Annotated in this window: 20 protein-coding genes; 10 read left to right on the top strand and 10 right to left on the bottom strand. The window is 65.7% G+C overall.

Annotation, left to right across the window (positions count from 1 at the left end; all coding sequences use genetic code 11):
• Window positions 1-18 precede the first annotated feature (18 nt).
• From IFU00_08920 to IFU00_08900, 5 genes are all read left to right on the top strand, one after another.
• A complete protein-coding gene (locus tag IFU00_08920; GenBank protein MBD8542402.1) occupies window positions 19-480 on the top strand; it encodes a pilus assembly protein in 462 nt (153 codons plus the stop codon).
• Window positions 480-1,112: a pilus assembly protein gene (locus IFU00_08915; protein MBD8542401.1), complete on the top strand. Its 633-nt coding sequence runs from the start codon at window positions 480-482 to the stop codon at window positions 1,110-1,112. The genes IFU00_08920 and IFU00_08915 overlap by 1 nt, the downstream gene beginning before the upstream one ends.
• 1 nt (window position 1,113) lies before the next feature.
• On the top strand, window positions 1,114-2,472 hold the full coding sequence (locus tag IFU00_08910; protein MBD8542400.1) for a VWA domain-containing protein: 1,359 nt from the start codon (window positions 1,114-1,116) through the stop codon (window positions 2,470-2,472).
• A gap of 264 nt (window positions 2,473-2,736) precedes the next feature.
• A complete protein-coding gene (locus IFU00_08905) occupies window positions 2,737-3,387 on the top strand; it encodes a trimeric intracellular cation channel family protein (protein MBD8542399.1) in 651 nt (216 codons plus the stop codon).
• A gap of 63 nt (window positions 3,388-3,450) precedes the next feature.
• Window positions 3,451-4,182 carry a hypothetical protein gene (locus tag IFU00_08900; protein MBD8542398.1) on the top strand — a complete coding sequence of 244 codons (732 nt, stop codon included), beginning with the start codon at window positions 3,451-3,453 and terminating at the stop codon, window positions 4,180-4,182.
• Between the two features lie 6 nt (window positions 4,183-4,188).
• Here the strand turns inward: IFU00_08900 and IFU00_08895 are convergent, their stop codons facing one another.
• Window positions 4,189-5,535 carry an MBL fold metallo-hydrolase gene (locus tag IFU00_08895; GenBank protein MBD8542397.1) on the bottom strand — a complete coding sequence of 449 codons (1,347 nt, stop codon included), beginning with the start codon at window positions 5,533-5,535 and terminating at the stop codon, window positions 4,189-4,191.
• A gap of 115 nt (window positions 5,536-5,650) precedes the next feature.
• On the opposite strand from IFU00_08895, the gene IFU00_08890 reads away from it, so the two are divergent.
• From IFU00_08890 to IFU00_08875, 4 genes are all read left to right on the top strand, one after another.
• Window positions 5,651-6,652: a DUF4105 domain-containing protein gene (locus IFU00_08890; protein MBD8542396.1), complete on the top strand. Its 1,002-nt coding sequence runs from the start codon at window positions 5,651-5,653 to the stop codon at window positions 6,650-6,652.
• A gap of 73 nt (window positions 6,653-6,725) precedes the next feature.
• Complete coding sequence (locus IFU00_08885) at window positions 6,726-7,229, top strand: pilus assembly protein (GenBank protein ID MBD8542395.1); 504 nt, start codon at window positions 6,726-6,728, stop codon at window positions 7,227-7,229.
• An 88-nt stretch (window positions 7,230-7,317) separates the two neighbouring features.
• Window positions 7,318-8,703, top strand: coding sequence for a Tad domain-containing protein (locus IFU00_08880; protein MBD8542394.1), 1,386 nt, complete (start codon window positions 7,318-7,320; stop codon window positions 8,701-8,703).
• A 14-nt stretch (window positions 8,704-8,717) separates the two neighbouring features.
• Window positions 8,718-9,302, top strand: a complete 585-nt coding sequence (locus tag IFU00_08875) for a pilus assembly protein (GenBank protein MBD8542393.1) — start codon at window positions 8,718-8,720, stop codon at window positions 9,300-9,302.
• A gap of 4 nt (window positions 9,303-9,306) precedes the next feature.
• On the opposite strand, the gene IFU00_08870 is transcribed toward IFU00_08875, so the two are convergent.
• Both IFU00_08870 and IFU00_08865 read right to left on the bottom strand, forming a co-directional pair.
• Window positions 9,307-10,878, bottom strand: coding sequence for a TerC family protein (locus IFU00_08870; protein MBD8542392.1), 1,572 nt, complete (start codon window positions 10,876-10,878; stop codon window positions 9,307-9,309).
• An 85-nt stretch (window positions 10,879-10,963) separates the two neighbouring features.
• On the bottom strand, window positions 10,964-11,329 hold the full coding sequence (locus IFU00_08865) for a hypothetical protein (GenBank protein MBD8542391.1): 366 nt from the start codon (window positions 11,327-11,329) through the stop codon (window positions 10,964-10,966).
• A gap of 167 nt (window positions 11,330-11,496) precedes the next feature.
• On the opposite strand from IFU00_08865, the gene IFU00_08860 reads away from it, so the two are divergent.
• On the top strand, window positions 11,497-16,023 hold the full coding sequence (locus tag IFU00_08860) for an AAA family ATPase (protein MBD8542390.1): 4,527 nt from the start codon (window positions 11,497-11,499) through the stop codon (window positions 16,021-16,023).
• Here the strand turns inward: IFU00_08860 and IFU00_08855 are convergent.
• From IFU00_08855 to IFU00_08825, 7 genes are read right to left on the bottom strand one after another with little or no spacing between them, the layout of a single operon-like run.
• Complete coding sequence (locus tag IFU00_08855) at window positions 15,962-17,365, bottom strand: sensor histidine kinase N-terminal domain-containing protein (protein MBD8542389.1); 1,404 nt, start codon at window positions 17,363-17,365, stop codon at window positions 15,962-15,964. The genes IFU00_08860 and IFU00_08855 overlap by 62 nt on opposite strands.
• Window positions 17,362-18,027, bottom strand: a complete 666-nt coding sequence (locus tag IFU00_08850) for a response regulator transcription factor (protein MBD8542388.1) — start codon at window positions 18,025-18,027, stop codon at window positions 17,362-17,364. Before IFU00_08850 ends, IFU00_08855 begins: the two co-directional genes overlap by 4 nt.
• A 22-nt stretch (window positions 18,028-18,049) precedes the next feature.
• Window positions 18,050-18,700, bottom strand: coding sequence for a tetratricopeptide repeat protein (locus IFU00_08845; protein ID MBD8542387.1), 651 nt, complete (start codon window positions 18,698-18,700; stop codon window positions 18,050-18,052).
• A complete protein-coding gene (locus IFU00_08840; GenBank protein ID MBD8542386.1) occupies window positions 18,697-19,515 on the bottom strand; it encodes an SDR family oxidoreductase in 819 nt (272 codons plus the stop codon). Before IFU00_08840 ends, IFU00_08845 begins: the two co-directional genes overlap by 4 nt.
• A 1-nt stretch (window position 19,516) precedes the next feature.
• The gene (locus tag IFU00_08835) at window positions 19,517-20,188 is read right to left on the bottom strand and encodes an iron-containing redox enzyme family protein (protein MBD8542385.1); all 672 of its coding nucleotides are present in this window, start codon (window positions 20,186-20,188) and stop codon (window positions 19,517-19,519) included.
• An 11-nt stretch (window positions 20,189-20,199) separates the two neighbouring features.
• Window positions 20,200-21,666, bottom strand: a complete 1,467-nt coding sequence (locus IFU00_08830; GenBank protein MBD8542384.1) for an AMP-binding protein — start codon at window positions 21,664-21,666, stop codon at window positions 20,200-20,202.
• On the bottom strand, window positions 21,647-22,255 hold the full coding sequence (locus IFU00_08825; protein ID MBD8542383.1) for a thermostable hemolysin: 609 nt from the start codon (window positions 22,253-22,255) through the stop codon (window positions 21,647-21,649). Before IFU00_08825 ends, IFU00_08830 begins: the two co-directional genes overlap by 20 nt.
• Window positions 22,256-22,315: the final 60 nt, after the last annotated feature.

The following is a 22,315-nucleotide window of genomic DNA, read 5'->3' as shown; positions in this document are numbered from 1 at the left end:
CACAGTTGCCTGAATATGTTGTTTAAGACACCCCAACGTCAATCTGGCGCCACACTCGTCGAGATGGCCATCATCGCGCCCGTGTTCATGCTGGTCCTCGTGGGGATTATCGAGCTGAGCATGATGTTCTTCGCCACGCTGACCATGCAGTATGCGGTGCGTGAAGGTGCGCGCTTTGCCATTACCGGCCGCGCGAACGAGGGCGGGACCAGCACCGCCCAGCGCTACGCCACCGTCATCGCGACGATCCGCGACAACTCACTGGGCATGTACGAGCGCATGAATTGCGTTGTGTCGGTCAATGGCAAGAGCTATGCAAGTACCAGCTACAGCAACACCATGTTTGGCGGCGCGGGCGAGATGGTGGTACTTCAGCTCGACTGCGCCTGGCCGGTGACGACGCCGTTGCTGTCAGCATTCTTTCCCGACGGCCAGAACAGCTTCGCTGTCGGCGCCACCATGCGAAACGAGTATTTCTGATGCGGCCGATATCGTTTGCTACCGTACGTCATGCACACCGCCAGCATGGCGTTGCCGCGGTCGAACTTGCCCTGCTGCTGCCGATGCTCGTGGTCCTGATGCTGTGCGCCATCGATGGCGCGCGTGCGTTGCAGGCCAATATCATCATCACCAATATCTCGCGTGAAGGCGCGAACATCCTGTCGCGCAGCGGCGCGGATCTGGACGACAGCAGCCAAGACACGATCAATGCGCTGATGGCCAGTGCCCCGCCGCTGAACGTCAATCAACTCGGAATGATGTACATCACCCGCGTGATGGGTGAGGTCACCAATGGCGTCTCGCGCAGTGTCGTGCTGGACCAGTACCGCTGGGACGATGCCGAGCGCGTCCAGGGGTTTCGCCGGAGCGGCTACGCCCCGCAGAGCAAGGTGTACGGCTGCAGCGCCTGGAGCGGCACCGGCAAATGTTCGAGCGTCAGCAGCGCTTCCCGCCCCACCACGTCGGTCATGACCGGCAAGCTCGACCCTGGCGAAGTCGTTTTCGTGGTCGAGACGTTCTATCGTTTCGACATGCTGGTCAGCGGATTTACCACCGGCCCCGATACCCTGCCCACGTTCGGGCCCGACCTGTATTCCATGAGTGTGTTCTGAGATGAATCCGAATCTTCCCCGTCAGCGCGGTGCAATCGCCATCATGGTGGCCGTGTCGATGTTCGTGCTGCTCGCCGTCGTGGGCCTGTGTGTCGATGCCGGCCTGGCGTATCTGGTCAAGGCGCGCCTGAATGCGGCGGTGGATTCGGCAGCGCTGGCCGGCGCGCGCGCTGTCACGACCGGCAATAACCAGACCGAGCAGATCGCCAGCGCACGGGCAGCGGCCGCCGACTTCTTCGCCGCCAATATTCCCGACGACTATCTGTCGTCGTCGCCACGGATTACCAGCACCAGCGTGACCTTCAACGCCGGCCAGGCGACAATCGACGTCGTTGCCGAGGCGCCGATGCCGGTGTCGATCATGCAGATCATGAATTTCACGACACTGACGCCGGTGGCGGCGGCGCAGACGATCCGGAATGACCTGGATATGGCGCTGGTGGTGGATACGTCGGGCTCACTGGTCGGTTCCGCAGCGACGGTAAGGGCATCCTCCAAAAGCTTCCTCAACAAGTTCAACGTGACGCAGGACCGGGTCGCACTGATCCACTTCGCCGCGGGTGTCGAAACGGACAATCCCATCAACCCACTGGCGCGTGGCTTCGATCGTACATCGATGAACAGCAAGATTACCGCATACAACTTCAAGGGAGGCACGTCTTCATTTGAAGGCATGTACAGGGCTCGTGAACAGCTCAACACCGTCCCGTTGGCAAATCGCTCAACGATGCGCGTCGTCGTCTTTTTCTCCGATGGCGCGCCCACATCGTTCGGCTCGTATCTCACGTTCAAGAATCAAGCCGATTGCAACCGGCCCGGGTCCGTGGACCGCGTATTGGAAGAAGGCGGCCTGGGTGATCTCAGCAGCAGTGGGCTCAAATATGTAAGCGAGGGATGCAAAACCTGGAGAGGCAGTTACAGAAGCGGAGACCTGCAGTCAGCAGTACGCAGCCTGCCTGATTGGTACAACGCACGCCCTGCGTCGTCCTACCGGGAATTTCCGATTGTGACAGATACACCGCGCTCAGTGACGGCTGACATCAGCACCCAATACCTCCTTGAGCGAAACGTCTTGCGGGCATCGCGTAACCTAGCAGAAAGCGTCGCTGAAAAAACCAGATCCGAAGGCATTTATGTGTTCACCCTCGGATTTGGCCCAGGCCTGAAAGAAGCATTTGCATCTGATACGAGTACCAATGGCGAAATGATTTTGAAGTGCATGGCCAATACCGCCGACGCGCTTCCACGCTGCAGGAAACCTGACCAACCGCTCGGCATGTACTGCTATGCCGCAACCGACAACGACCTGACGCCCTGCTTCTCGCGATTGGCCTCGGCCATTTTGCGCATCACCAAATAAATGCAAGGTGTAGCCCTATCGGCATGACGCCGGGTCGAAAGTGAGGGACGCGCGCGCAGCTTCAGTGCGCTGTGCGAAGGTGTATGCCCGGTTCGGCTGAGCGATCACCTGGCCACACGGACCAGGTCAACGCCGATTTGCTGGCGTCCATCCGGGAGCAGGCGCGGCCATGCGCTAGAATCGCCGTCTTCGGTGCCGCGCGCACCAGCATTTGCAAGGTGGATTCACGTGTTTGCCGTTCTTGCCCTCGACATGGGGGCCGCCATGAAAACGCTGGTGCTCACGCTCGACCTGGTGGGCACCTTTGTGTTTGCGCTGTCCGGCGCCACTGCCGGCGTGCGGCGCCATCTCGATCTGTTCGGGGTGCTCGTGCTGTCGTTCGTGGCCGCCACTTCGGGTGGCATCGTGCGCGACCTCCTGATCGGCGCCACGCCGCCGGCTGCGTTTTCAGACTGGCGCTACCTCGGCGTATCGCTGCTGGCGGGCGTCACGATCTTCTTCTGGCATCCATTCATCCACCGCGCGCGCAATCCGGTATTGCTGTTCGATGGCGCGGGCCTCGCGCTGTTTTGCGTGGCGGGCGCGCAAAAGGCGCTCGTGTTCGGGCTGGAGCCCGTGATGGCCGCGCTGCTCGGCATGCTGACCGGCATTGGCGGCGGCGTCGCGCGTGACGTATTGCTGTCGAACGTGCCGGCCGTGTTCCGTTCGGATATCTACGCGGTCGCAGCGCTGGCCGGTGCCTCGGTGGTGGTGATCGGCGACGCGCTGCAGTGGCCCACGACGCCCACCGCCTGCGTCGGCGCGGCGCTATGCTTCGGCTTGCGCCTGGCCGCCATCCGCTATGGCTGGCATCTGCCGACGGCGCGCGGGATCGAGCCGCCGGACGCCAATGACCACAATCGCGACGGGCGCTGAACCCAATCCGGCAAATGCATGCACTACAATGGGTGCCAGCCACGCCCTCCCCACTGAATCGACATGAGCGCCACCGACCTGCCCTACCGTGCCACCCTGCTTGACGCCTGCACCTGGCTCGAACAACAGACCGCATCACCCTGGACCCTGGCGCGCCTGCTCGAACACGCGGTCACGCCGTATGTCTGGCTCGACTACGACCCGGCCCACGCCGACTTGTTCGGTGACGCCAATGGCGGTTATGCAGCGCCGATCTTCTTCCAGGACGACATCGCGCGCCTGATCGCCGGCAGTGACGACGTGTTGATGACGATGACCAAGGACGCCTACAAGATCGTCGCGCACCTGCCGCCGCCGGGCTTCAGACGCCCGCTCGATGCGTTGCGGTTCCAGAAGAAGGACCTGACGCAGCTGGTGGCTAGGCTGGAGCGTGAGGAACAGGCGGCCATCGCTGCAGCGGCCGCGCCGCCGCCAGAACCAAAAGTGCCGACCGAGTCGGCCTTCGGCATCAACAAGGCGCAGGTGCTGGAAGCGTTTGCCGCACATGCGCGCATGGATCTGGGCGCGGCGCTCGACAATGCCATCGGCATCTTTGGTGACGATGGCGCGCGTGTGAAGGCCAGCGTGCGCAAGTCCAAACGCAACGCAGTCTGGAACCCGGTGACGCTGGCGCTCGGCCTGCATGATCTCCACCGCGTACCACTGGGCCCGCTACGGCGCGCGTTCCAGACCCACGATTTTCTGCTGGACTGGGAAGACGACTGGGAACAGTCGCTGCGCCTGCTGGGCAAATAGCCCCGGTCAGCGCGCCAGCAGGCGGCGCAGCTGCGCCGCCTGGTACGCGCCGAAGGTATCGCTGAACAGGCAGCGGATCAGCGGATCGTCAACGACGTCAACGTCCAGCAGGTCACGCTCGGCATCGGCATCGAAATGTGCGTCGTTGATCCTCATGTACATCGTGGTGAGCGACTCGCCCTGTTCGAGCGCACCATACAGTCTGGCGGCCGGAATTTCCGTCGTCCAGCCAAGCGGGCCAGCTTCGGTCACGAGCGTGGCCACGTCACCATCGAGCAGGTAATCGAACACGCTCGCCTGGCCCTGGTGGTCATACACCGACAAACGCCAGTAGCGCGGGCCGTCGAAGTAGCTTGAGGCCGCCTCGACCTCACTGTACTTGGCAGGCACACCCGCGCGGCAGTAATCCAGCACGCGCGCCATCTGCGCTTCGCTCAGGGCTGCAAAATGCTGCGCGATCGACGCCGTCGATGGCGGCGCTGCATTGCCTTCATAAACGTAGTCGATATCCTGCGGCCCCACGGGCACGAGCCACGCCAGCGGCGCTGCCGGTTGCAGCGCGGCGCCGCCTAGCCGCACGGACGTGCCGGGGTCGAGCCGCACGACCGATGCCGCCGGCAGCGCGGCGCCCACCTCGCGCGTAAACTGCGCATAGGTGATCGGGAAGAACGCGCGGTTGTACCACGACCACGGCTCCTGTACGAACTGGCACGAACTGGGCACCACATAGCGCGGCTGCAGCGCCTGCAGCTGCGCGATCCATTCGGCCGGCAGTTCGGGCGGCGCGGCTGCGGCGCGCGATGGCGTGAGCACCTCGATTTCACGCATCGTCTGGAACGGCCACAGCACCATGTCCCACGGCCCCAGTCCAATCAACTGGGCCAGCGTGTCGTCGTCGATCCATGAATCGACGACATTGAGCACGTTCTGCCCGGCCGCCTGGACCTGGAACATCGAATCGACGTCGACGTCCATCGCCTCGCGCGGCGTGACGGTGAACGGACCCACCGTGACCGGGGTGTTCAGGCGCAACGGGTGCACGTGCGTGAAGCCCAGCTGGCGCACCATCTCGAACAACGCGTCGAAGATGCAGTAGATGTACAGGGGCGTGGCGCGGTCCAGCAAATCGAGGCTGTCGAGCGAGCAGTGATCGTCATGGAAATGCGAAATGAACACGGCGTCGAAATGCTGGCGGCGGATCGCCGCGACATCGAAGCGCACGTCCGGGAATGCATGGCAGTTGCGGCTGAACGGGTTCTCGAAGATCGTGTCGAAGGCGATCGTTGCGCCCTCGCACGCGAATACGTACCCCGCATGCAGGATGCGCGAAATGGTCAGGCCTGGCGTCGTCATTGGTCCCCCTTTGGAGGCGGCATTCTACAGGGCGCGCTCCGGGACGGCGCTTGTTGTTGCCAAACCGAACCGCTACACTGCACCACCCCAGCGTTTCCGAAAGTAGCAGATGATCATGAGCCGCCCCGTCCCCCGCGCCGTCCTTGCCGTGTGCGTGTTGCTGGTCACCGCTTGGGGCGCGCTGGCGCTGTGGTTCCAGCTGTCCAGACCCGGCGGCTACGCCGCGATCGCACTGTGGTCGCTGGCCGGCCTGGCCGCCACCATCGCCATCGCACGCGGCGCGGGCAAGTGGCCCGGCACCAGGGCGCTGGTCACCGGCGCCGTGGCGCTGGCCGTGCTGCTGGGCTGGTGGTTTTCACTGACGCCATCGCACGAGCGCGTGTGGGCTGACGACGTGTCGCGCATGCTCGTCTCGCGCGTCGACGGCGATCGCCTCGTGCTGCACAACGTGCGCAACTTCGACTGGCGCACCGAGACCGACTACACGCCGCGCTGGGAGACCCGTGACTATGATCTGGCTGGCATCGTGTCGGCCGACCTGATCATGTCGTACTGGATGGGGCCGCACATCGCCCACACGCTGGTGACATTCGGCTTCAGGGATGGCAAACAGCTCGTGTTCTCGCTCGAAATCCGCAAGGAGCGCCACGAGACCTTCTCCGCGATCGGCGGCTTCTTTCGCAAGTTCGAACAGGTGATCATCGCCTCGGACGAGCGCGACCTGATCCGCACGCGCAGCAATGCACGCGGCGAGCAGGTCTACCTGTACCGCCTGCGCGCCACACCGGAGCAGCTGCGCGCCGTGCTGCTGGCGTACCTGGAACGCGCCGAAGCACTGCGCCGCCAGCCCGAGTTCTACAACACGCTCACCAGCAACTGCACGACGATCCTGTACGAACTGGCGCACCGCATCGCACCCGACCTGCCGCTCGATTACCGGCTGCTGGCATCGGGCCACTTCGCCGAATACGCGTACGATCAGGACGCACTGACGCCGGGCGTGCCGTACGCGGTGCTGCAGCAGCGCGGCCACATCAACGCGCGGGCGCGCCAGGCCGATATCGACGGCAGCGATTTTTCGCGCGCGATCCGCGTCGGCGTACCCGGTATTCGCTGAGGACGATCGCGCCACCTCTCGCGATAGTTGCCGCAAGTCAAATCGGGACCAAAGGCTTCCTCTAGTATCGGCAATGGTCGAACGCTGGAAGGAGGACGCCATGGTTGTACGCTACAAGCGATTCCGCAGCTCGGTGACCGGCAGCGTCGCGGTCGAAATGGCACTGATTCTGCCCTTGTTTCTGATCCTGCTGGCCGGGCCGCTCTATATGGCGCGCGCCGCATGGTTTTACAGCGTGGGGCAGAAAGCGGCGCACGATGCCACGCGCTACATCGCGACCGCAACGCAGGCCGAACTGCGCACCGGTGGCGGTGGCTTCAACGAAGCACGCGTTCCGGCAATTGCCCGCTGGATCGCCCAACAGGAACTGGGCGAACTCGTGCCGCTCACCGATAGCATTGCCATCGGGATCCAATGCGATGGCGAGCCATGCAGTGCGCTGACGCCTACGCAGGTCCACACAAGTGTGCAAATCACGTTGCACGATCATCTACTCGGCAGCCTGACGATGGATTACCTGGGCTCTGCCGATATAACAATGACCAGCGAAGTCACGATGCGCTATGTCGCCCAGTGAAAATGCCGGGCCGGCGCGCCCGCGTCGGCAACACCCGCCACACCCTGGCAAACAGACCGGCGTCATCAGCTGGATGTTCGCGTCTGCCATGTTCATCATTCTCGGGTTTCTCGCGCTGGCCTTCGACCTGTCCCTCGTCACCCACCGCAAGATGGAACTCCAGAATGTCGCTGACAGCGTTGCGTTGTCGGCCGCGCATGAACTTGACGGGACTGCGGCCGGCATTGCCTCTGCACTGGAAATCGCCTCGCAGCGCTTTTTGCAAGGGAGCGACAGATTTACCTACCAGTACGGCAAGGCCACGATGGCCTGGTCGGATGTTGCCATCGAATTCGCCCGCAGCCCGTCCGGCCCGTGGCGCACGGTCGGCGAGGCCATGACAGATTTTGACGATCTGCTGTATGTGCAAGTCGATACTGCAAGGCTGGATACCGAGTACGGGACCGTCGCCACGCTGTTCCTCCGGACGTTCACGGACATCCCTGACACCTTCACCAGCGCCCGCGCCATCGCCGGCCGCTCTGCCATCAAGGTCACCCCGCTGGGCATCTGCGCCATGCGTGAGGATGCCCACCGCGACCATGGGGGTGAACTGGAAGAGTTCGGTTTTCGCCGGGGCGTGGGCTACAACCTGCTGGACCTGAACCTGCCCGGCGCCACCACCGGTCAGACCTTCATCGTCAATCCGGTTGCGCAGGCCACGCCGATCATTGACACAGCGACACTGGCGCCGTTCGTCTGTACCGGCACGATGGCCATGTCGCGGCTGTCCGGTGGCACGGTCAAGGTGTCGGCGTCATTTCCGATCAATTCTCTCTCGCAGCAGCTCAATTCCCGCTTCGGCACCTACGGGACAGGTGCCAACGCCTGCGACGCCCGCACGGCGCCCGCCGACATCAATATCAAGGAATTCACCTTCAACAGCGGCGCCTCCTGGATGGGCGCGACGCCCGCGGGGCAGTCAGCTACGCTGTTGGCGACAACAGAGCGCCGGTGGACAATTGCAGGCCCCGATACGGCGCCCGCCGGGACCCTGGGCGTGCAATTCGGCCCGCTCTGGTCGTACGCAAAAGCGGTACAGTATACATCGTACGCCAGTACGGGTGCGCCGGAACCGGCAACCGGCTATGCAACGTATGACGTGACCGAATGGAGCACCCTGTACACGCCGGGCAATCCCACCACATCAACGACTACACCCTATCCCGACAGCGCGGACACGCCGACGCCCTACTCCTACACGACTGGTACCCAATTTTACAAAGGGCCACCGGCGAGTAACAAGAGTCTTGCCAACCGCCGCGTCCTGAACCTGCCATTGCTCGCTTGCCCGATCACGGGCAGCGACGCCACGGTGCTTGGCATCGGCAAATTCTTCATGACGGTTCCCGCCACGCAGACCTCCCTGTACGGCGAGTTCGCAGGCCTGGCGACCGAGCAGTCCCTGGGCACCCGCATCGTCCTGTACCCCTGACGGATGGACCTGACATGACCCGCCAAACGCCAACGCGGCAACGTGGTGTCGCCGCAGTCGAATTCGCCGTGGTTGCCGTGGTCTTTTTCATGCTCTTCTTCGGCATTGTCGACATCATCCGGGCACTATATATCTGCAATATCCTGCAGGAGGTCACGCGGCGCGCGACGGCGCTGGCCGTCAACAGTGACTTCTCCGATGCGACCGCGATGCTGAATGTGCGCACCCACGCGGTGTTTCGCACCACGCGCGGCGCCCTGCTGTTTGCCGATCCCATCACCGACGATTACGTCAAGATCGATTATCTGCACATCCCGGCGACATCGGACCCCGTCCCGATCGGGACAGGCATGCCGGCAAGTCCCCGGCAAAACCGGATCAACTGCACGTCCAATCCCAACGCGGCCAACTGCATTCAGCTGGTCCGGGTGCGGATCTGCTTGCCCGGGAGCGCCAGCGGTGTCTGCGATCCGGTGCCGTACCAGACCCTGACGTCATTCGTCCCGTTTTCTTTCGGCCTTCCCACTGCGACCACCATCGCCCGGGCCGAGACCCTGGGCATGCCGCCCGGCGTGCCAGTTCCGACGGGCGGCAGCTAAGCGTTTACACGACGTCGGGCGCCGTGTCGCCTGCCACACGGGATATCGCAACCTTCGCGATGCGGCGATCCTCGACGGCGACGACTTCATAGCGCCAGCCATCGAGCTCGATGGCCTGCCCCGGTTCGGGCATCGACGCGAAGCGCGCGAGCAGGAACCCCGCCAGCGACGTGTAATCGTCATCGCCCACCAGCGCATCCGTCTCCAGCAGTTGCTCCAGCTGGTGCAGATCGGCCGCGCCATCGGCTTCCCACAGGTCCGGGCCCAGCGGCCGGATGGCCAGTTGCTCGTCCTCGTCCGGGAATTCACCGGCGATCGCCTCCAGGATGTCCACCGGCGTAAGCAGGCCCTGGACAATCCCGAATTCGTCGGTCACCAGCACGGGCTGGCCATGTGCGCGCTTGAGCGTCTCCATCGCGCCCAGCACACCGGCCGTATCGGGCAGCAGGATCGGCGCGCGCACGATGCCGCCGTCGGCCGATGCATCGATGCGCCCGTGCAGCATCAGCGCGCTGACCAGGTCCTTGGTGCGCGCAATGCCCACCAGCTGGTCCAGCTGGCCGCGACCGACCGGCATGCCACTGTGCGGCGACGCCTGCAACTGGCGCAGGATGGTGTCGGCGTCGTCGTCCAGATTGACCCACGTGAGTTCCGAGCGTGGCGTCATGATCGAGCGGATCGACCGGTCGGCCAGCGCCAATACGCCGCTGACCATATTGCGCTCTTCGGCGCCGAACGCTTCCGGCTCGGTCGCCGGTTCATCCTGCGGTTCGGCATCGGCATCCACGTGCATCCGCTTCTTGCCGCCCATGAGGCGCAGCACCGAATCGGCGGTGCGGTCGCGCAGCGGCACGCGCGCTTCCTGTTTCAGAAAATTGCGGCGTGCGAACTGGTTCAGCGCCTCGATCAGGATCGAGAAACCGATGGCGGCATACAGATAGCCTTTCGGGATATGAAAGCCCAGGCCTTCGGCAACCAGCGACAGGCCGATCATCAGCAGGAAGCTCAGGCACAGCACGACGACCGTTGGATGCGCATTCACGAAACGCGTCAGTGGCTTGGAGGCCAGGATCATGACGCCGATCGAAATGATCACCGCGGCCATCATCACGTACAGGTTGTCGACCATGCCGACGGCGGTGATGACCGCATCGAGCGAGAACACGGCGTCGAGCACGACGATCTGCGCGACCACGGCGCCAAAGCCCGCGTACACCCGCGACTTGGTCTGCACGTGCGTGACGCCTTCCATGCGTTCATGCAGTTCGACAGTAGCCTTGAACAGCAGGAAGACGCCGCCCAGCAGCAGGATCAGGTCGCGGCCGGAAAACGCCATCGAGCCAAGCGCAAACAGCGGCGTCGTCAGCGTGACGAGCCACGAGACGATGGTCAGCAGACCAAGGCGCATCAGCATGGCGAGAGACAGGCCGATCAGGCGCGCCTTGTCGCGCTGGTGCGGCGGCAGTTTGTCCGCCAGGATGGCGATGAAAATCAGGTTGTCGATGCCCAGGACGATTTCCAGGACAACGAGCGTGAGCAGACCCGCCCAGATGGTGGGGTCGAATAGCCATTCCATGTGTTACCTCTTGTTTGAATCAGTGTGAACGTGCCGCCGCGCAGGGCGCAGCGAGGGCGTGCCAAAAAATGGGCACAGGCAGGCGTCACACCGCGCGCGGTGGCTTGAACAAGGGGTGCCAGGACCTGCTGGCATGGGACAGGAATGGGGGTGCGAGCGCGCCGCCGCGCACATCGGCCAGGCGCAGCGAGAGCTCTTCGTTGATGGTGTCGTGCACGTCGGCGCCGGCCGGCGGTTCATCGGGATCGATGTCGCAGCTGGTCTGGCAGTCGTAGTTGTCGGGCAGGTAGGCGTCGGCAAACACCGGTGCGGATGCCAGCTCAACAAGCGGTTCGGACGCGATGCTGCGCTGGACTTGCTCGGGCGGCAGCATCGCGGATGCGGCCATGGCCAGGGCAAACATGTTCAGGGGGAGCAGCAGGATCAGGCAGATGACGAATACTCGTCTCATAGATAGGAGGGAACTGCAGCGGGTAAGTCGATGACCCGCTCATTCTAGCATGGCCCCGCGCACGCCATTCGTGCGTGCCGCACGCATGGCAGCCCTCTTGTACAATGGCCGCCACCTTACCCACCGGCCCTGCCGGGAAGCACCCGATGCACACATCTGCCCAGCGCATGAGCGCGCTGCTCGACTATCTCGTCGAGCAGGCCAAAGACATAGACCCTTCCGCGTTCACGCTCGCGAAAGTCACCGAATTCAAGAAAACCTTTACCGACCTGTCGACGCTGCCGTGGATCGAGTTCAACGTCGAGACCGAGCAGGACGACCTGTGGCTGCGCGTGCACCGGCTCGAGTCCACATCGCCGCCGCTGCTGGCCGATCCGGCGCTGGCGCCATACCTGCTGATCGGCGCCGACCCGTCCGGCAATCCGCCGGCGCTCAATGAAGCCACATTGGCCGATGCGCGCCATGACGATGCTGCCAGTGCCACTGATGACCAGGCGAAGCAGCGCGTTGAAGAACGCGATGCAGAGCGCCGCGCCCGCGTCGCGCAGGGGTTGGCTGCCTACCTGCCACCGTGGCAGGAGTGGGCGGCGCGCGAGCGGCCGCGTCGACAGGTGATCACGCTGTATGCGGACCTGTTCGCGCTGAAGGCCCGGCTGGAATCCGAAGAAGCGGCGCGCCCGCTGGAACTGGTCTGGGGCATGGGCCTGTCGTCGTGGCAGCTGCGCACCCCGGCGCCTGTCGACTTCCATTACCCGCTCATCACGCAGGCGCTGGAAATCGACATCGACCCGACCTCGCACGCCATCGGCCTGCGCCCCCGCCAGCTCGACGCGCACCTGGAACTCGATGCGTTCGCGGCCTGCGGCGTGCCCGGTATCGGCGACGTCGAACGCGCGGCGCGCAGCCTGCTGGCCGCGCGCGGCGACAGCACGATCTCGCCGTTCGCACCCGAGATGATCGAGCCGATTCTCAAGCTGATCGCCGGCCAGGTCAGCGCCGACGCCCGCTACGACATGGCCGCCACGCAGGCGCCGCCTCCGGGCGAGCGCCTCGTCGTCACGCACGGCTGGGTGATCTTCGCCCGGCCGCGCGCAACCCACTTCCTGATCGATGACATCGCGCGCCTGAAAGACCGCGTGGACGACGCCGAAGCGCTGCCAGACGGCCCGCTGAGCCTTGTCACGCCACCCGGCAGCGCGGTGCTCGAACACGAACCGATTGCGTTTCGCGGCCTGTCCGGCGGCGCCGTCAACGCTGGCGAACCGCGCGAACTGTACTTCCCGCTGCCGTACAACCGCGAGCAGGAAACCATCGTGCAGCAACTGGCGCGCTCGCCCGGCGTCACGGTCCAGGGCCCGCCTGGCACCGGCAAGACGCACACGATCGCCAATATCATCAGCCACTACCTGGCCTCGGGCAAACGCATCCTGGTCACGTCCAAGGGAGAGCCGGCGCTGAAGGTCCTGCAGGAGAAGATCCCGGAATCGATCCGGCCGCTGACCGTCGCCCTGCTGTCGGGCGACAAGGAAGGCATGCGCCAGTTCCAGGCATCGATCGAAGCGATCATCCACACGCTGTCGCATCTGAACCCGCAGCTAGAGACCGAGGCGATTGCCGCGTGCCGCGTCGCGCTCGACCGCGCGCACGCCGAAACCGCCGCCATCGACACCCGCATCGACGAGATCGCGCATGCCCAGCTGGCCGCCGTCAGTGTCGACGGCGTCGAGATGCGTGCGCAGAAGATGGCCGAACTGGTCATCGAAGGCAGGGACCGTTTCGGCTGGTTCGACGACGAGTTGTCGCTCGCCCCGCACCACGCGCCGCCGTTTGGCGACGAACAGGCAATGGCGCTGCGCGAGGCGCGGCGCCGGCTCGGCGCGGATTTGGTGTACTGCAATGCGCGGCTGCCAGCGGCCGACGCCCTGCCATCAGCGCAGGCGATCGGCCGTCTGCACGACACGCTGCTGGCGATGCACGACATCGAGCGCGACGAAGCCAGTGGCGCGCTGCCGCCACTGCGCGCGACCACGCCCGACGTGTTTGCTGCGGCACAGGCGTTGCAGACCGCGCTGGCCGGCGCCATTGCCACCGCCGCCGAGGTCGAGGCCTCGGGTTTTGACTGGGCGCACGCCGTGCGCCTGAAATCCCGCCAGTCGCAATTCGTCACCGAGCGCGGCGCGTTCGAGGCGCTGCTGCCCGAGATGGATGCGCTGCTGCGCGCACGCGCCGAATTCATGCAGCGCCCCGTCACGGCGCCGACCGAAGCACTCGCCAATCCAAAAGCCGTCGACGCCATCAACCGCGCAGTCGAGACGGGCAAGCCATTCGGCCTGCTGTCATTCGGCGGCGGCGACGTCAAGGTGCAGATCGCGGCGATCCGCGTGGCCGGCCTGGCGCCAGCCTCCAGCGACGACTGGGCCCACGTGCAGCGTTACGCCGCGCTGCAGAACCGCCTGCACTCGTTCGCCGTGCGCTGGAATGCGTTCGCACCCGACCTGTCGCTGCCGGTCCTGGAGGCGGACGTGGCGCAACTGCGCGCCATCGAGCAGATCCTGACCACGGCCCGCGCCGCGCATGCCCAGGCAACCACGCATGACGTGCAGTTGCCTCGCCTGGCCCAGGCGGTGTTCAGCCAGCCGCCGACGAACGACCTGCTGGGCCGCGAGGCCGACCTGCTGCGCGTGCGCGACTACCTGGCGCGCCACCTGGCGCGCGCCAATCTCGAACAGGCCCGCACCGCCATGGCCGCGCTGCATGGCGTGCTGGCCGGCGCCGATGGCCCGGTCGGCGTGCGTCTGCGTGACTTCGCCGGGCAGACGCTCGGCACACCTGGCCTGGCAGCCGACACGGTCAGCGCCGAATACGCAGCGTTGCTCGCCGAGCTGCGCCGCATCGCTGCGCTGGCGCCCGACCTGGCCGCCGTGCGCGACCTCGCCGAACAGGTCGCGCAGCATGGCGCGGCGCTGCTGGCGACACGCTTGATGACGATCCCGGTCGACGCCCACGGCGACGACGCCGTATTCCCGGTGCGCTGGCGCGATGCCTGGACCTGGGCGCGCTTGAAGACGTACCTGGACGGCATCGATGCCCGCGACGAGATGCTGGGCCTGGCCGAGCGTCGCCACGAACTCGAACGGGGCCTGGCGCGCCTGTACGAGCAGCTGGTGTCGAAATCGTCCTGGCTGGCCACGCGCCGCCTGGCCGGCCAGAACGTCCTGAGCGCGCTGGAAACCTACCGCACATCGATGCGCAAACTGGGCAAGGGCACGGGCGTGAATGCTGGCCGCTACCGGCGCGACGCGCAGGAAGCGATGGTCAATGCGCAGGCCGCCGTGCCGTGCTGGATCATGAGCCATGCCCGCGTGTCCGAAACGCTGCCGGCCACGCTCGGTGCGTTCGATCTCGTCATCGTCGACGAAGCCAGCCAGTCCGACCTGTGGGCGCTGCCGGCCGTCCTGCGCGGCAAGCAGCTCCTGGTGGTTGGCGACGACCGCCAGGTCTCGCCCGAAGCGGGCTTTGTCTCGGCCGCCAAGATCACCGACCTGCGCCGGCGCTTTCTGGCGGGCCAGCCATTCGAAGCAGTGCTCACGGCCGACATGTCGCTGTACGACATCGCCTCGACCGTGTTTGCCGCGTCGAAGGTCATGCTGCGCGAGCATTTCCGCAGCGTCGCGCCGATCATCGCCTACAGCAACCGCGTGTTCTACAAGGGCTTCATCCAGCCGCTGCGCATTCCCAAGGCGTCCGAGCGGCTCGATCCGCCGCTGATTGACGTGTTCGTGGCCAACGGCTACCGCGAAAACAAAGGTCTGAACCGCCCCGAGGCCGAATTCATCGTGGCCGAAATCGACGCCATCCTGCGCGATCCGGCCTATGCCGGACGCACGCTGGGCGTGGTGTCGCTGCTGGGGCCCGAACAGGCGCAGCTCATCGACAAGATGGTGCGCTCGCGCTGCGACATGGCCGAGCTGGTCAAGCGCAACTTCGCCTGCGGCGATGCGCGCCTGTTCCAGGGCAGCGAGCGCGATATCATGTTCCTGTCGATAGTCGCCGACAGCAAGCAGCACCACGCGCTGTCCGGCGTGCAGTTCGACCAGCGCTTCAATGTCGCTGCCTCGCGCGCGCGCGACCGCATGTACCTCGTACGCTCGGTGAAACTCGAAGAACTGTCCACGCTCGATTTGCGACGCACACTGGTGGAACACTTCGCCAAACCCCTCGAAGCCAATGAAGAAGCCACGAGCCTCATCGAACTGTGCGAATCCGGTTTCGAGCGCGACGTGTACACCGAGTTGTTCGAGCGCGGCTACCGCGTCATTCCGCAAGTGCCGGCGGCCGGCTACCGCATCGACATGGTGGTGGAAGGTGCGCACGACCGGCGCCTGGCGATCGAGCTCGATGGCGACGACTTCCATGGGCCGGACCGGTGGCAGGCCGACATGGGGCGCCAGCGCGTGCTCGAACGGGCCGGCTGGACCTTCTGGCGCTGCTTTGCGTCGACCTGGTCGCTGCAGCGCACGACGATCCTGGCCGAGCTGCTGGCGCGCCTGGCGGCGATGGGCATCGAGCCGCTCGGGGCCATGGCGCGCACGCCGCTGCTCGTCGAATACCGCGAATGGGGACGTGACGCGCTTACCGAGGAAACGCCACCGTCACCACACAGCCTTGACCATCTGCCTTCCGGGCAATCATGACCGTGGCCCCGTGCTGGTCGGCGATCTGGCGCACGATGCTCAGGCCCAGGCCGGCCCCCGACTTGCCACCGGGCCGCAGCCGGTAATAAGGACGGAATACATTTTCCGTCTCCTCGTCCGGCACCGGATCGCCATCGTTGGATACGCGCAGCAGGCATTGGCCCTCGCTGCAGTCGATGGCCACGTCGATGTCGCCGCGCGCCAGGCCATGCCGGGACGCGTTCTCGATCAGGTTGCGCAGCAGTTGCTGCAGCCGGTACGGATCGCCCTGCACGCTGCAATCGTGGGTGGCGGACAAGCCGAGTGACTGGCCGCGCCGGTCGAGCAAGGGTTCCTGCAGCGCCATCACGTCGCGGCAGACTTCGGCCAGCGAGACCTCGCGCTGCAACTGCATGTCGGTGCCGGACGCAAGGCGGCTGAAGGTCAGCAGCTGCTCGGCCAGTTGCGTCGTGCGCTCGAGCGCCCCAACTGCCTCGCCAAGCGACACATCGCACTCGGCCTGATTGGCCGCGCGCAGCGCATTCTGCACATGCAGCTGCACCGCCGCGATCGGCGTGCGGATCTCGTGCGCCGCCGCATCGATGAATTGCTGCTCACGCTCGAACGCCGCAGCCACCCGCTGCAACAGGCTGTTGAGTTCATCGACCACCGGCGCCAGCTCGCGTGGCAGGTCGGGCAGTTCGACGGGCGCAAGCGACTCCGGCTCGCGCCGGGCAATGGCATCGGCCAGCGTGCGCAGCGGCGCCAGGTTCGTCGCCAGCACCAGGTTGACCGCCAGCACCAACAGGATGCCGCCAATGATGACGGGCGCCAGCACCGATGCGCCCAGCTGCTCGACCATCTCTTCGCGCACTTCGTCCTTCTCGGCCACGACCACCCACATGTGGCCCGATTTGAGGGCAAACACCTGCCACAGGGTCTCGCCCAGCAGCTTGCTGGTATAGCCTGCCGCCAGGGGTCCGAGCGGCGCTTCGGGCGCCGACGCCGATCGGGCCACCAGGCGCCCTTCGGCATTCCAGACCTGGAAGGCGATCTTGTGTTCGTACGGATGACCATACGGCGTTGCACCGCCCGAGTAGCCGAGCCGCCGCGGAATCGGGATCACGATGGGCGCGCCGATGGTGGCGGTTTCGAGCTGGTGGGCCACCAGTGTTTCGAGCACGCGCGCCGAACTGGCCAGGCGCGCGCTGAAGAATTCCTCGGACTCGTAGCTGGCAAACCAGTGGGCGGCCAGCGAGATGCCCCCCAGGATCAGGAGCATGCACGCCATCGTGCGCACGATCAGGCGCCGGCGGATCGAATAGCGACGGCCGCTTATGTGACTGCTCGTGCGACCGCTCATGTGGCCAAATTCCCGATACGGTAACCAAGCCCGCGCACCGTCTTGATCAGCTCAGGATCGGTCTTGCGCCGCACGTGATGCACGTAGACGTCGATGGCATTGCTGGCCACGCCCTCGCCCCAGCCGTACAGCGACGCTTCGAGTTCGCTGCGGGTAAACACCTTGTTTGGCTGCTCGACGAGCCGCCTGAGCAGCATGAATTCGCGGTGCTGCAGATCGATCGGCTGGTTTTTCCAGCTGACCGCCATGCCCGCGAGATCCAGTGCCAGGTCGCCGAAGCGCAGCTGGTTGACCGACAGGCCGGCGCGGCGCCGCTCCAGTACCCGCACCCGCGCCAGCAATTCATCGACATCGAACGGCTTGATCAGGTAATCGTCGGCGCCCAGGTCGAGGGCGACGATCCGGTCGCGCACCGCATCGCGCGCCGACAGCACCAGTACCGGCACGGCGTTGCCGGCGCGCCGCACCCGTGCCAGGACGTCGATGCCGTCCAGGCGCGGCAGGCCGAGGTCGAGGATGGCCAGGTCGAACGCATTGTGTTCCAGCGCGGCGACCGCCGCCACGCCGTCGCCCACGTGTTCGACCGTGTAACAGGCCCGCCCGAGGGCGAGCTTCAGGCCCGATGCCAGCGATTCGTCATCTTCGACAAGTAGTATTCGCATCCCGCGCCTCTCCAGCAGGTTGTTATTTGCGCTTGGCCGCGACCTGCGCCAGCAACGCTTCGGCTTCGGCACGCCGTCCTGAATCGGCCAGCTTGCGGCCTGGCCGCGCCGGCGCCTGCAGCGCCTTGCGCAGGCAGCGTTCGGCGCCGGCAAAGTCACCCTGACGATACAAAAAGTCGCCAAGGAAGTAGTTGGCGTCGATGCCGTCCGGGTTCAGCGCCAGGCCCTGCTGCAGGTACTCGCGCGCCTTGTCCTTGTCGCCAAAGCCGATCGGCCAACCCGGCACCTGATAATACAGGCTCCCGAGGCTCGTGTACGCAGAACCGCCCAGCGCCTTCGGGTCGGCCTGCAGCGCTGCTTCGAAATCCTTCTTCGCTGTTTTGGCCAGGCCCAGTGCGCCCAGGCCGCCCTTGGCGCCGGCGTGGCTGGCGACGACGATACCATGCCAGATCAGCACGCCGGCGCTATCCGGATAGCGCGACAGTACCGTGTCCGCTTCGGCGCTCAGCGCCTCGAATGCGCGCTCCTGCCCACCGGCGGGCGCGCCGTACTTCATTTGTTCCCAACGTTGTTGCAGCGTACTGACGGCGTCGTCGGCGGGTGCGGCCAGGGCGACATTGAAGGCCGCCATGCCCAAGACGAATGTGGTGAGTGTGCGATGCGATATTTTCATGATGACCTCGGTTGTGCGCGGCGGACAGGCGCCGGCATGTGTTTGCGAATGACAGGTAACTGGCCGCGGATGGCCCGGTCGGGCAAAGCAGGCAGCAGATGGTTGAGCAGGACCAGCAGCGCTTCCTTCAGCCCCGGCTTGTGCTCCCACGCCGAGCCTTCGATGAACGCGCATAGCTGGCGCGCCACATCGGCCGGCTCGTCCAGCGGCACGCCCATCTCGGCGTTCATCGCTTCGACCGGGCCGGCATTGATCGGCGTGCGGGTCGCGCGCGGGATGAAGTGCCGCACCTCGACGCCGGTATCGGCCAGCTCGCGCCGCAGCGCCTGCGTGAAACCGCGCAGGCCGGCCTTGCTGGCGCAGTAGCCGGCAAACCCGGGGTAGCCCAGATAGCCAAACAGCGAGCCGACATTGATGACTTGCGCACGCGTGGCGTTGCGTAGTTGCGGCAGCAAGCGCTGCGTGAGCAGCATCGGCGCGAGCAGGTTGACCTCGAGCAGGTTGCGCAGCGCCGCCGGATCCTGGCTCTGGAACGCATGGAAGTCGTTGATGCCGGCGTTGTTGATCAACAGGCTGACGCCACCGAGCTCGCTCGACGCAGCAGTCACGGCGTCGAGCGTGGCCGCCTGCGTCGTGTCACCCACCACGATCCGCACCAAATGCGGTCCAAGCCGTTCGCGCAGCGTCTCGAGCACCCCGCGGTTGCGGCCGACGAGCACCATCGACGTGCAATACGGCGCCAGGGCCACCGCGAGTGCCTGGCCGATGCCCCCGCTGGCGCCGGTCAGCACCAGCCGCCATGTCATGTGCGCCATGCTAGACCCCGGCCAGGCTGGCGCTGCGCTGCGGCAGACTGCGGAAGATGTCGCCATACAGGCGATACATCATGCGCGCGCTGTGGATGATCGCCTCGCGGTCGGCGGCCCGCTCGACCCGGTTCATCAGGCTCACGAAGAACGCGACATGGGCCAGGTCGAGACTGCCGTGCGACGTCAGGTAGCTGAACGCGGCATCCGGCAGATCCAGGCGCAGCTGGATGGTCTGCGCGGCCTGCGTCGCCAGCGCGGTGCTGGTGCCTTCCAGCACGTGCACCATGCCGAAGAAGCCGATCGGGTTGCCGCGGTCGATCCCGTGGTAGGCGTAGGCCACCATCAGTTCGGTCGCCGGCAGCGGCCGTGAATCGCGCGCCAGCTTCGGGTCGCCGCCACAGGCGGCGATATCCGACAGAATCCACTCCTCGTGGCCGATTTCTTCTTCGATGTATTCGGCAATGGACTGGCGCAGCCACCCTTGCTCGTCACCCAGCCGGCTGCCGCAAGCCATCATCAGCGGGACCGTGTGCTTCACGTGGTGATAGGCCTGCGTCAGAAAGGCCACGTACTGGGGCAGGTCGATGTCGCCCGTCAGTGCCTGCTGGATCAGCGGCGTGCCCAGTAGTTGCTGGCGCTGGGGTTCGGTGTGCTGGCACAGGATGTCATAGAACTGCATACATTGCTCCTTCAGGACTGGTAAATTTGTTCGATGTGCGCCGCGCAGCGCAAACGCGCCTTGTCGCGCCGCAGGCGTCCGTTGACGGTCGCGGTGCCATCGGCTTCGCTGAATGGCGCGGTGCGGAACCACGCGCCGATGCGCGCATAGTCGGGCAACTCCTGGTTGACCCGTTCGACGGCGGCGTCGATCACCGCATCCGGCGCATCCGCCTGCAGCGGCACGATGGCCGCCGCCAGGTAAGCCCGTGCGTCGCCGACCACCATCGCCTGGGCCATGACGCCCGTGCCCAGCAACAGCGACTCGGGCCACTCGGGCGACACGTTGCGCCCGTAGGCGGTGACCAGCACGTTGTTCTTGCGCCCGTCGATGTACAGGTAGCCGTCGGCATCGAGATGGCCGATGTCGCCGGTGCCCAGCCAGGTGCCCTCGGCAGGCGTGTGGTCTCCGGAATTCGGGCCCAGATAGCCGGCCATGACCCCGCCGCCGACTTCGATCTCGCCGTCCAGCGCGATGCGCACGCTGCGATTGGGCAGCGGTTTGCCGGCGCTGCCGATCCGCGCCTGCCCCGGCAGATTGAGCGACACGACGGAGCCGCACTCCGACAGGCCATAGCCTTCGTACACGGGGAATCCCCTGGCCTGCGCCGCCGCGATCAGCGCCTTGGGCGTCCTGGCCCCGCCGACGGCAATGAACTTGAGACTGGCAATGCGTGGATCGTCCGGCCGGACCGCGGCTACCAGCGCCTGCAGCATCTGCGGCAACAGGATCACGCTCTCGGCGCGCGTGGCGGCGATGGCGGCAAGGCAGACGCCGGGATCGAACGACGCCGCGCCGCGCAGACCGGTCATGGCCAGCGGCAGGCTGATATTGAGCGCGCCCGACAGCATGGCCGTGTAGGTACCGGCGATGTTTTCAAGCAGCACCGACAGTGGCAGCAGATTCAGATGGCGCCGGATGTTCAGGCCGGCCAGCGCATCGGCCAGCACCTGCGCCAGTGCCCACTGCTGGCTGGAACCCAGGCACACGCCTTTCGGCTGGGCGGTGGTACCCGACGTGAACGTCACTTTCTGCACGCCGGGCGGCGCGGTGCCAGGCATCTCGGCGCCGGCATACAGTGATAAAGCGCCCGGCGTGGCGACCGCCGTGGTGTAGCCCAGCGCGCCGGCCAGCGCCGCATCGACGCAGAACAGCCCATCGACTGCGGCCTGCGTCAGCGCGTGGCGCCATTGCGGCGGCGTGAAGAACGATGGCAGCGGCACCAGCGTCATGCCCGCCTCGTGCACGGCCAGGTCGATGGCGATCCATTCGGGACCGTTGTCGGCCAGAATCGCCAGCGCAGCGCCCGGGCGGAACGTCGCGCGCAGCATCTGCGCCAGCGCCTCGACACGCTCGATCAGCACGCTGGCACTCCAGGTACCGTGCGCGCCTTCCAGCACCGCGCCGTTTGGGGGGAGATTAGCGCGCCAGTTGATCATGACCGAATCCAATATTGCCGAACATGACTTGCGGATGGGTCGCGTAATAGCTGCCCCATGCCCCCTGTGCCTGCCCCAGGCGCGCCGGATCGGCATCCGCCAGCACCGACGGTGCCAGCCGCAGCCGTGCGAATGAATTGAGCAGTGCGCGCGTGGCGGTGAAGGTGACCCAGACCAGGCCCTGGCAATGCAGCTGGTGCGTCATGGCCACGATCAGGGCGCGCGCGGCGCCCGCATCGGTACTGGCCAGGTTGCCCACTTCGACGATGCTGCCGCGTGCGACCGGCCGGCCGGTGCGCGCGCCGATTTCGCTCTCGACGGAACCGTCCAGATAATGTTCGAGAAACAGCCGGCCTTCGCCCGCCAGCGAATAACCGAGCGCAGCAACCCAGCGCCCGGCGCTGTCGCGACGGCCGGCAAGCGTATGGCAGAAATGCTGCAAGGTGGCGCCGTAGACGCGGGCAAACTCGGCGGCGATGAAGGCTTCGAGCGATGCGCGTTCCGGATGGTCCGGCGCCACGAGTTCAAGAGTGCGCCCGGCCCCTGCTGCGGCAGGTGGCGTGGCGCTGGCGCGGGTAGCGCATGGCATGGTGGTCGACACTGGTCACTCCTTTTGTTGTTCCCATGGCGAAACTTATGGGGGCAACAT

The sequence above is a fragment of the Oxalobacteraceae sp. CFBP 8761 genome (assembly GCA_014841595.1).
Taxonomy (GTDB): domain Bacteria; phylum Pseudomonadota; class Gammaproteobacteria; order Burkholderiales; family Burkholderiaceae_D; genus Telluria.
The sequence above is the reverse complement of the archived record's forward strand: the minus strand, read 5'-3'. Positions and strand labels throughout refer to the sequence as shown.